Below are 259 nucleotides of genomic sequence, written 5' to 3' on the forward strand. Positions count from 1 at the left end.
CCCATCCCTGGGGGCTCATCACCTGCCGTCCAGGCAGGTGACGGTCTCCCAAGGGGTTACCCAACCTCCGCGGTGCCAGCGTCCAGTTTCGGGAAATAGCACCAAAAAGACAATCAGGCACTCAGGTCGCGTAGGGCGGATAAGGCCACAGGCCGCATCCGCCGTTACCCAACTATACGTTGCATGACACCATCGCACCTAACTAGTCGCACTAAGGACCAAGAAGGGGGAATACCCTTTCAAGACCGTGGAGCGGGGG

The sequence above is a fragment of the Marinimicrobium sp. UBA4509 genome, from assembly GCF_002388575.1.
GTDB lineage: Bacteria > Pseudomonadota > Gammaproteobacteria > Pseudomonadales > Cellvibrionaceae > Marinimicrobium > Marinimicrobium koreense.